The 10,297-nt window shown below is 57.5% G+C and carries 7 protein-coding genes; all 7 read right to left on the bottom strand.

Annotated features, from left to right (window positions below):
• Positions 1–109: 109 nt before the first annotated feature.
• The 7 genes from rbfA to JUF21_RS06805 all read right to left on the bottom strand — a co-directional run bounded on the left by rbfA (position 110) and on the right by JUF21_RS06805 (position 10,164).
• Entirely contained in the window at positions 110–463 is a 354-nt protein-coding gene (gene rbfA, locus JUF21_RS06835; protein ID WP_203623773.1) for a 30S ribosome-binding factor RbfA, read from the bottom strand.
• A gap of 25 nt (positions 464–488) precedes the next feature.
• Positions 489–3,347, bottom strand: coding sequence for a translation initiation factor IF-2 (infB, locus tag JUF21_RS06830; RefSeq protein ID WP_203623772.1), 2,859 nt, complete (start codon positions 3,345–3,347; stop codon positions 489–491).
• Between the two features lie 24 nt (positions 3,348–3,371).
• On the bottom strand, positions 3,372–3,671 hold the full coding sequence (locus tag JUF21_RS06825; RefSeq protein ID WP_203623771.1) for a ribosomal L7Ae/L30e/S12e/Gadd45 family protein: 300 nt from the start codon (positions 3,669–3,671) through the stop codon (positions 3,372–3,374).
• On the bottom strand, positions 3,668–3,967 hold the full coding sequence (gene rnpM, locus JUF21_RS06820) for an RNase P modulator RnpM (RefSeq protein ID WP_125754756.1): 300 nt from the start codon (positions 3,965–3,967) through the stop codon (positions 3,668–3,670). The genes JUF21_RS06825 and rnpM overlap by 4 nt, the downstream gene beginning before the upstream one ends.
• Positions 3,968–3,976: 9 nt before the next feature.
• Positions 3,977–5,176 carry a transcription termination factor NusA gene (gene nusA / locus JUF21_RS06815; RefSeq protein WP_203663645.1) on the bottom strand — a complete coding sequence of 400 codons (1,200 nt, stop codon included), beginning with the start codon at positions 5,174–5,176 and terminating at the stop codon, positions 3,977–3,979.
• A 32-nt stretch (positions 5,177–5,208) separates the two neighbouring features.
• Positions 5,209–5,682 carry a ribosome maturation factor RimP gene (gene rimP, locus JUF21_RS06810; protein ID WP_164506123.1) on the bottom strand — a complete coding sequence of 158 codons (474 nt, stop codon included), beginning with the start codon at positions 5,680–5,682 and terminating at the stop codon, positions 5,209–5,211.
• Between the two features lie 174 nt (positions 5,683–5,856).
• Positions 5,857–10,164 carry a PolC-type DNA polymerase III gene (locus tag JUF21_RS06805; protein WP_374706443.1) on the bottom strand — a complete coding sequence of 1,436 codons (4,308 nt, stop codon included), beginning with the start codon at positions 10,162–10,164 and terminating at the stop codon, positions 5,857–5,859.
• Between the last annotated feature and the right edge of the window lie 133 nt (positions 10,165–10,297).

Genomic DNA, 10,297 nt, shown 5'->3' with positions numbered 1-10,297 from the left:
GACTCCACCCGCACAGCGGGTGGTTTTGAGCCTCGCGCGTCTCCGCGCGAGCCCGGCTAAAGCCTCTATAAAAAAAACGGCCCACCATCGCTGGTGGGCCGCACAGCCTTTACTCGAGGCCTTCGTGTTTCACTTCGTTGAGCAGCTCGTCAATGTGCGCGCCGTATTGAACCGACGTATCCTGCTTGAACGTCAAGGTCGGCACCTTGAAGAGCTTAATGCGCTGACCGACCTCACTGCGAATGAGCCCTTTGGCCTTATCCAGGCCAGTTTGGGCGTCTGCGAGCGCCTTGGGATCGTCAGATAAAATGCTGAAGTAGACGGTGGCCTCTTGGAGGTCGCCAGTCAACTTCACGCCGGTGATCGTGACTGCCCGAACCCGCGGGTCGTTGACATCTTTTAACAAAATGTCATCGATTTCACGCTGGATCTGGGTCTCCACGCGGCCTATGCGATGTTTCATGTGTGCCTCTTCAGATGGCCTGAGGTTACTTGACCGGAACCTCTTCCATCGTGTACGCCTCGATCTGATCATCGACCTTGATGTCGTTGTAACCATCGATGGTCAAACCGAGTTCAAAGCCCTGACGGACTTCCTTCACGTCATCCTTGAACCGGCGCAAGGAGCCCAGTTCGCCTTCGTACTTCACGATGCCGTCGCGGATCAGGCGGACCTTGGAGTCGCGGCGAATGAAGCCGCTGTCGACGTAGCCGCCGACCACCGTCCCAATCTTGGACACCGGAATGGTCTCGCGCACGGTGATGTTGCCGGTGACCTTCTCTTCGTAAGTCGGCTCCAGCATCCCCTTCATCGCAGACTCGACTTCCTCGATGGCCTTGTAGATGACGCGGTGCAAGCGGATATCCACATCATCGGCATCGGCCTGAGCCTTCGCTTGCGGCGTTGGCCGCACGTTGAAGCCAATGATGACCGCGTTGGAAGCGGAAGCCAAGGTGACATCACTTTCGTTGATCGCCCCAACGGCTTGGTGAATGATGTTCACCCGGACGCCCTTGACCTCGATCTTCTTCAAGCTGCCGGCCAGCGCTTCGACCGAACCCTGCACATCCGCCTTGATGATGATGTCAACTTCTTTGAGTTGGCCTTCCTTCATGGTTTCAAACAGGTTGTCGAGGGTGACGTGATGCGTCTGTTGACGTTCCTGTTCTTGTGCCTGTTGGGCCCGCTTTTCGCCGGCCGCGCGGGCGGTTTTTTCATCGTCAAAGACGACAAACTTGTCCGCAGACTGCGGCACGTCGTTCAAACCGGTGATCTCAACTGGCATCGCTGGCACAGCATCCTTGACGTGGCGGCCATGATCGTTGGTCATGGTCCGCACGCGGCCAAAGGTGTGGCCGACGACGATCGGGTCGCCGACGTGCAGGGTACCTTCCTGGACCAGCACCGTAGCAACAGGGCCACGTCCTTTGTCCAGGCGAGCTTCAATAACGGTCCCGATGGCCTTTTGGTCAGGGTTAGCCTTGAGCTCCAGTACGTCCGCTTCCAGCAAAATCATTTCCAGCAGCTCGTCGATGTTCTTGCCGAACTTGGCGGAAATGTTGACGAAGATGGTGTCACCACCGTAGTCTTCAGGGACCAGATCGTACTTCATCAGCTCTTCGGTGACGCGCTGCGGATTTGCACCTGGCTTATCGATCTTGTTGATGGCAACGATCATCGGCGCGTTCGCCGCCTTGGCGTGATTAATGGCTTCGATGGTCTGAGGCATGACCCCATCATCGGCCGCCACGACCAGCACGATGATATCGGTGATATCCGCGCCACGCGCCCGCATGTTGGTGAAGGCCGCGTGCCCTGGGGTGTCCAGGAACGTGATCAGACGATCCTTGAGCTTCACTTGGTAAGCCCCGATGTGCTGCGTGATCCCGCCTGCTTCGCCTTCGGTCACATGGGTGTGACGCAAACGATCAAGCAAGGTGGTTTTACCATGGTCAACGTGGCCCATGATGGTGACCACTGGTGGCCGCGGCGTCTGGGTGTCCTTGTTGGTGACTTCGGCGTTGTACATCTTGTCGAGGTCGGTAATATCTTCCTCAACCTTTTGTTCAGCGTCAATGCCGTAATCGGTCGCGACCAGTTCGATGGTGTCCTTGTCGAGGCTCTGGTTTTGGTTAACCATCACACCCAACATGAACAGCTTCTTGATGATCTCGGCTGGCTCGCGGTGCAGGATCTTGCCCAGATCCTGGGCGTTCATTCCAACAGTGTAGATGAGTTTTTCTGGCAATGGCCGCTCCTTGCGCTGTGGCATTTCTTTCTTGGGTTGCGTCTGCTGTCTGCGCTTGTTCTTCTTGTTGCGCCGATTCGAGTTACCAAATCCGCCGCGGTTATTGTTGTAACCGCCGCGGCTGTTGCGGAAGTTGTTGCGGCCGCGATTGTCGTTGCTGCTGTGATCCGCAGTGCGCCGATTGTCATTTGGCTTTGCCGGCTTTTCAGCGGCAGGCGGCACTGGGGCCGTATAGGCGGCCGCGATTGGCTTTTCCTCGGCGACTTTTTCGAGCGCCTTTTCGGTTTCGCGCTTGGCTGCAGCTTTCGCCTTATCCTGCTGGCGCTTTTCTTCCAGCTGCTTGATGAACTTCTCGTCGTTGCCAGCCACTGGCCGCGGATTCCCATTGGCCTGAGTCCGGCGACCGGCACGCGGCATCGGACTGGCGCTGGTTTGGTTCAAGAAGCGATCGCCGCCGCGCCGGTTATCGTTGCGGTTGTTGCCGCTGCGCCGGTTATCGTTGCGGTTATCAGTCGAACGATTATTGTTGTAACCGCCGCGACTCTCATTCGACCGGTTGCCGCCGCGATTGCCAGCAGCCTGCTGGCCGGCCGGTTGCCCTTGGCCGCCCCGGTTGTCGTTGCGGTTGAACCGGCCACCGCGGGCGTTAGCCTGGGTGTTGTGCGGCCGGCGAATCGCAGACTTGGAGATCAGGGTCTTGCCATCTGCCGTCTTTTGCGGCATGTGGTGAGTCCCTGGCACCTTCTTGGCTTCTGCTGACTGATCAGCGGCTGGCTTAGCGCCCGCTGCTGGCTTGGCAGTTGGCTTAGATTCAGCGCTGGCTTCAGGCTTGGCCTCAGCTTTAGCTGCAGGCTTTGCGGCCGGCTTGGCCGCTGGCGTCTTAGCTGCCGGCTTAGCCTCGGCTTTCGCCTTTGCGGCAGGTTTTGCCGCCTTGGCGGACTGGCCCTTCAGCGCGGACTTCAAAGCAGCTTCCTGCTGATCGTCCAACGTTGACATGTGGTTCTTGAGCTCGATGCCCTGAGCTTTGGCCGCGTCGATCACGGTTTTACTCGGGATGCCGAGCGTTTTGGCAAATTCATAAACTCGTTGTTTGCCCATTTCTTCACGCTCCCTGTCTATTCATTAGGTGAGCAGCTTGACCAGCTTCTCTGCAAAGCCGCGATCTTGCACCGCGATCACGGACCGCTTACGGCCGATCGCAGAACTCAGCTCCAGGCTCGTCAAGGTTAAGTTGACTGGGACCTGGTAGAAGCTGCCTTTATCGGAAAACTTTTTTCTGGTGTTCGCTGAGGCGTCAGAGGCGACGAGGACCAGCTTGGCACTTTGGTCCCGAATCGCCGCCAGCACAAAGCCTTCACCGGCCGTTAGCCGGTTGGCCCGTTGCGCCAGCCCCAGCAAGTTTAGCGCTTGCTGCTTGTTCATGCCTGGTCGCCGAACAGCTCTTGGCGAGCCTTCTGGTGGTCGACGTAGGCGTACAACTCATCGTAAAAACTATCGGCCACTTTGACGTCAAACGCCTTTTCGATGATGTGTTTGCTTTGGGCCTTCTTGACGGCCGCAGGATCCAGAGCCACGTACGCGCCGCGGCCCTGAGCTTTACCGGTGGGATCGATGGCAACGGTTTGATCCGCTTGCCGTACGATGCGCACTAGGGACTTTTTCGGAAACATCTCTCCCGACAGCAGGTCCTTGCGCATCGGGATCTTGCGCTTTTTCATGGCTGCCTCCTACTTGGTTTCGGCCGCGTCGTCTGCGGCTTTTGCATCTGAGTCCTCAGGTGCTGGCGCAGCGGCCGCCTCGTCTTCAGCCGGCGCGTCAGCACCAGACTGATCCGCCTGGGTCTCTTCGATTTGCTCGTCGTTTTCCTCAAGCTCGTCATCATCGACAAATTCAACGTCAGATTCGGCCTTGATGTCGATCTTGTAACCGGTGAGCTTGGCGGCAAGCCGGGCATTTTGCCCTTTCTTGCCGATGGCCAAAGACAGCTGGTAGTCGGGCACGATGACCGTGCAGGACCGGTCGTTGTCTTCATCGTTGAATTGAACGGCGATGACCTGCGCCGGGTTCAAGGCGTTGGCGATGTAATCCACCGGGTCTTCCTCGTACTGCACGACATCCATGTTCTCGCCGGACAACTCATTGACCACGGCCTGAACGCGGGCACCGCGAGGGCCAACCGTGGTGCCGACCGGATCGACAGACGGGTTCGTCGAGCGCACGGCGATCTTGGTGCGATCGCCAGCCTCACGCGCGATTCCGGCGATTTCCACCGTGCCGTCGAAAATTTCTGGCACTTCCTGTTCAAACAGGCGCTTGACCAGCCCAGGGTTGGTGCGGGAAACAAAGACCTGCGGGCCCTTGCTTGAGTTTTCAACCTTGGACACGAACACCTTGATGCGATCGTGGGGCTCGTACTGCTCGTTCGGCATCTGATCGCCGCGGCCCAGCACGGCCTCGATTTTACCCAAGTTCACGTAAATGAATTTGTTATCGCGCCGCTCAACTTCGCCAGTCATGATCTCGTTTTCGTACTGCGAGTACTCATCGTAGATAATGCCGCGCTCGGCCTCGCGCACCCGCTGCATAATGACCTGCTTAGCGGTTTGCGCCGCAATGCGGCCAAAGTCTTTCGGGGTGACTTCGAACTTGATCTTGTCACCGACCTCGTAAGCCTTGTTGATGGCCAACGCGTCCTTCAGACTGACTTCCAGCCGAGAGTCGAACACTTCCTCAGTGACTTCCTTGACCGCGTACACGTGGATGTCGCCTTGGTCCTTGTCGAACTCGACGTCGACGTTTTGTGCCTGATCGTAATTACGCTTGTACGCCGAGGCCAGCGCGTCTTCAAGCGCCTCAATCACAACTTCTTTTTTGACGCCTTTTTCGGTCTCGAGGGCGTCAAGGGCTTCAATCATTTCCTTTGACATGTTGTTCCTTCCTTTGCCAGCGGGATTGCCGCTTAAAATTCGATGGCCAGGCGGGCGTTGGCGATCGTCTGGCGATCGAATGCCTGCTCGAACCTGCGCGCCTTATCCTTCAGCTCCAAGGTCAGGGTGTCGTCATCCAGCGCCTTCAAGGTGCCTTCGAACACTTTCTTACCGTTGAGCTTCGTGAACAAGGAGATATGAATGTATTCACCAACCGCGTTTTTAAAGTCCTGGTCAGTTTTCAGCGGCCGCTCGGCACCTGGTGAGGAAACCTCCAAGAAGTAGGCCTGCGGAATGGGATCAGGGTCCATGGCGTCCAATTTCTCGGACAAGGCCTCTGAGACCATCACACACTCGTTAAGCGTGATGCCACCCGGCTTATCAATGTAGACCCGCAAGTACCAGCTGCCGCCTTCCTTAACAAACTCGATATCGCTCAGGTCGAAATGGTTGGCTTCAAGGATCGGATCAACGATTTGTTTCACTGTCTCGACAACCGTGCTCAAGTCTTTCCCCCCTTTTAGGTTGTTGTGCTGGCGGCCAATTCGGCCCCCGTTACCTCTCCTAAGAAAAGGAGTGAGCATCTCTGCTCACTCCTCCTCAAAGGATTTAACTACTATGGATAATCTAGCATAAAACCCTTTCCAATGCAACAGTGAATCGCGGCGGCTCCCATGGGACTAGAACATCGAGTCGAACAGTGACAGCTGGTTTTCATCAGGCAGCGTGTCGAGCACATGATTTTCAGTCATGTAATCGATCAGGGTCTTTGAGACCTTACCGCGGTTCGCCAGGTCTTCCTTGGACAGGAACGGCTTCTCCTCGCGGGCCGCAACGATCTGCTTGGCCACGTTGTCGCCTAACCCCGGAACGGCGCGGAACGGCGCCAGCAGCGTGTGATCATCCACGATCAGGAAATCATGCGCGTCGGATTGGTTAATGTCGACCATCTTAATGGTGAAGCCGCGCTCCAGGCACTCATTGGCCAGCTCCAGCACCGTCAGCAACGTCTTGTCCTTCGCCGAGGCGTCGTTGCCCTGGTCAGTGATGGCCTTGATGGCGGCCTTGGTGGCCTCCTTGCCGTGGCTCATCGCCACCAGGTCGAAGTCTTCGGCGCGCACCGAGAAGTAAGACGCATAGTACACCAGCGGGAAGTAAACCTTGAACCAAGCGATGCGCAGCCCCATCAAATCGTACGCGGCCGCGTGGGCCTTCGGGAACATGTACTTGATCTTCAGGCAGGAATCGATGTACCAATCCGGCACCTTCGGGTTGTCGCGCATGGCCTGTTGCCAGTCATCCGGGATCCCGCGGCCCTTTCTGACGTGCTCCATAATGTTAAACGCTAGAGAGTCGTCCATTCCCCAGTGAATCAGATCCATCATGATGTTGTCACGACAACCGATGACTTCCTTGATCGTCACCGTGCCGTTTTGGATCAGCTCCTCGGCGTTGCCCAGCCACACGTCGGTGCCGTGGGACAGGCCGGAGATCTGAAGCAGCTCGGAGAATTTCTTGGGGTGCGTCTCCTCGAGCATCCCCCGCACAAAGCGCGTCCCGAATTCCGGCACGCCCAGCGTCCCGGTTTTCGAATTGATCTGCTCTGGGGTCACCCCTAATATGTCGGGGCTGGAAAACAGCGACATCACGCCGGGGTCATCCATCGGGATACTCTTCGGGTCGACCCCGGAGAGGTCCTGCAGCATGCGGATCATGGTCGGGTCATCGTGCCCCAGCACATCCATTTTGAGGATGTTGTCATGAATCGAGTGAAAATCAAAGTGGGTGGTCTTCCATGCGGCGCTTTGATCGTCCGCTGGGTACTGGATCGGCGAAAAGTCGTAAATATCCATGTCTTCCGGCACAATCAGAATCCCCGCCGGGTGCTGGCCCGTCGTCCGCTTAACGCCGGTGGCGCCTTTAGCCAGGCGATCGATTTCCGCTCCGCGGAGCATCTGGCCGGTGTCGCGCTCATAGGCTTTGACATAGCCGTAAGCCGTTTTATCCGCCACCGTGCCGATGGTCCCAGCGCGAAACGCGTGGTCCTCGCCAAACCGCACCTTAATGTAGTTATGGGCGATTGGCTGATAGTCCCCGGAGAAGTTCAGATCGATATCAGGCACCTTGTCCCCTTTGAAGCCCAGGAAGGTTTCAAACGGAATATCCTGACCATCTTTGATCATGTTGGTCCCGCACTTGGGGCAGGCCTTGTCTGGCAAATCAAAGCCTGAGCCGTACTCGCCCTTGGTGTAGAACTCGGAATACTGACACTTGGGGCAGCGGTAATGCGGCGGCAGCGGGTTGATTTCCGTGATGCCAGACATTGTGGCCGCCAAACTGGAGCCGACGGACCCACGGGAGCCAACCAGGTAGCCGTCCTTGTTGGACTTAAGCACGAGCTGCTGGGCAATGTTGTAAATCACTGAGAACCCGTTACCGATAATACTTTTGAGTTCCTTGTCCAGCCGTGCCTGCACAATTTCAGGCAATGGATCCCCGTACATCTGATGCGCGGTGTTCATCACATCGGCGCGCAGGTGCTCTTCCACCCCTGGGATCTTCGGCGTGTAAAGCTGGTCCTTGACTGGGGTGATGTCCCCATCGATCAGATCCGCCACCTTGTGGGTGTTCTCCACGACCAGCTGGTGAGCCAACTGGTCATCTTTGAGCCAGGCGAAGGCGTCCAGCATCTCCTGCGTGGAGCGGAAGTGCACATCCGGCAGCTCGTGACGGTTCAGCGGGTTGGCCCCGCCTTGGCTGTGAATCAAAATCTTGCGGTAAATGGCATCGTTTTTGTCTAGGTAGTGGGCATCGCCGGTGGCGACCACTAACTTGCCTTGGTCTTGCCCAATTTTGATGATGGTCTTCAAAATTTCCTGCAGGTGCGCCTGGCCTTGAACCAGGCCGCCATCGATCAGCGGCTGGTAGTTGGCAAGCGGCTGCACTTCCAGGTAATCGTAGAACTTCGCCTTGTTGGCGGCTTCAGCGGCGCCTTTTTGCATCGCCGCGATAAAGACTTCACCGGAGTCGCAGGCCGACCCGACCAGCAGACCCTCGCGGAGCTTTTGCAGGGCAGACCGCGGCACCCGCGGCAGCCGGTAGTAGTAATCAATGTTGGACTGGCTGACCAGCTTAAAAAGGTTCTTGAGCCCAGCCTGAGTCTTCGCAAACACGATCGCATGGGTCGGCCGGCTTTGCTTGTAGGCCTCGTCTTCGCCGATACGCGAGTTTAGCTGATTCAGCTGCTCAATGTCGTACTTTTTCAGCGCCTCTTTTTCCAGCGCGTACAGCAGGTACCCGGTCGCCTCGGCATCCGCGTTGGCCCGGTGGTGATGATTCAGTGGAATCTTGTAGGCCTTAGTCAGCGTGTCGAGTTTGTGGTTCTTGCGCTCCGGGTGCAGCATCCGCGACAGCTCCAACGTATCGATCACGGGGTTTTGAATCGGTTCCTCGCCCAAGCGCTCGTAGCCTTTGTTCAAAAAGCCGACATCGAATGTCACATTGTGGCCGCTCATGATGGTGCCGGCGCAAAACTGCCGGAACAGCTTCAGCACCTCGGCCTCAGTCTTGGAGCCGCGCACCATCTCGTCGGTGATGTGGGTCAGGTTGATGGTGAATTCAGACAGCGCAAACCCCGGGTCGATCAGCTCTTCAAACGAGTCGATAACCTTTCCGTCTTTCATCTTGACGGCGGCGACTTCGATCACTTTGTCGTACACCGCAGACAGCCCGGTGGTTTCAATATCGAACACCACGTACGTGGCATCCGCGAGGCTTCGCGGTGCATCGGCGTTGTACGCCACTGGTGCCCCGTCGTCGACCAGGTTGATCTCGACGCCGTAAAGCATTTTGAGCTTGGCCTGAGTCGCCGCAGTGTGGGCCTCGGGATAGGCCTGCAGCCCGGCGTGATCGGTCACGGCAATGGCAGTCTGGCCCCAGGCCTTGGCGCGCTCGACATAGGCGCTGATGCTTGGCAAGGCGTCCATTTGACTCATGTTGGTGTGCAAATGCAGCTCAACGCGCTTTTCGCCTTCTGCCGTTTCCTGCGGCAGATCATGGTGCACTTCCACCATGTCGCGGGCCATGACGGTCAGCTCACGGGAATAGGTGTCCTCCTGCACGCTGCCGCGAATCTTCAGCCACATGCCGACCTTGATCTGGCCGAACGCCGCTTCATCATCGGCACCGTTGCTGAATTTCTTCACGATAAAACTCGAGGTGTAGTCTGTCACTTTCGCGATCAAAAGCGACCGCTTGGAGCGCAGCTGGCGAACCTCAACGTCAAACACGTAGCCCTCGATCAAAACGGAGTTCTCCTCCTGGGTGATCGCGACCATCTGCGTTGGCGTCTCGTTATTCTTCAAACCGCGGCCCAGCTGAACCGGGCCGCTGGGCGCTGGATTTTGCTCGCGCTGGGCCACGACTGCTTGCGCCCGCTTGGCCATTGCGGCGGCTTCCTCGGCCTTTTGCGCCTTAAAGGCCGCCAGGTTGGCTTCCGACTCGCTGGCATCAACGGCCGCGTCCACGGTCACGCCGGGCAGGCCGACCTGTGCGTAGGCTTCGGCCAGTTTGCCCAGGCCCTGCTGAATCAAAAACTGGCGTACCGGCTCGTTTTCCGCCAGCAGCGTGACTTTGCCGTCCTCGAACTGCGGGGTTTGGTTCATGCAGGTCTCCGCGACGATGGCCGACTCGATTTGCGCGTTGGCCACCACGTAGGACCAGTATGCGGACAAAAATTTGGCCTGCAGGTCGACCGTTTGCGGCTGCACGCGAATGCTGGCCTCGGCGATCCCCTTAAACGCGGACTTAATATGCGAATCCAGCTGAATAAACACGGCATAAGGCAGCAGCGCCGCCGTGCCGAGCACAAACTCGTAACGTTTAGAGCGGCTGTGAATGGTCACGGCCTCGACCGTCGCGCTGGCCAGGGCAGGGTCTTGTCTGACCGGGTCAGGCAAGTGTGCCTGCTCGATCAGCTTTTGAAACATTTCTGCTTTTGATAGCGCCAAAAAAAGCCACTCCCTTTTTGATGATGAAACAATGTTACCCCGAATGCGCGGTGCAAACAAGGCGGCACAGAACGCAAAAGCGGCGCCGAGTCGGACTCGGCGCCGCTTGCTG

Source organism: Lacticaseibacillus sp. 53-4 (assembly GCF_016861805.1).
In the GTDB taxonomy this organism is placed as follows: domain Bacteria; phylum Bacillota; class Bacilli; order Lactobacillales; family Lactobacillaceae; genus Lacticaseibacillus.
This window is presented reverse-complemented; position numbering and strand designations above follow the sequence as displayed.

Excerpts from the sequence above, each read along its gene's own strand:
- rbfA (WP_203623773.1), bottom strand. The coding sequence starts at position 463 with ATGAAACATCGCATAGGCCGCGTGGAGACCCAGATCCAGCGTGAAATC.
- infB (WP_203623772.1), bottom strand. The coding sequence starts at position 3,347 with ATGGGCAAACAACGAGTTTATGAATTTGCCAAAACGCTCGGCATCCCG.
- JUF21_RS06825 (WP_203623771.1), bottom strand. The coding sequence starts at position 3,671 with ATGAACAAGCAGCAAGCGCTAAACTTGCTGGGGCTGGCGCAACGGGCC.
- rnpM (WP_125754756.1), bottom strand. The coding sequence starts at position 3,967 with ATGAAAAAGCGCAAGATCCCGATGCGCAAGGACCTGCTGTCGGGAGAG.
- nusA (WP_203663645.1), bottom strand. The coding sequence starts at position 5,176 with ATGTCAAAGGAAATGATTGAAGCCCTTGACGCCCTCGAGACCGAAAAA.
- JUF21_RS06805 (WP_374706443.1), bottom strand. The coding sequence starts at position 10,164 with ATGTTTCAAAAGCTGATCGAGCAGGCACACTTGCCTGACCCGGTCAGA.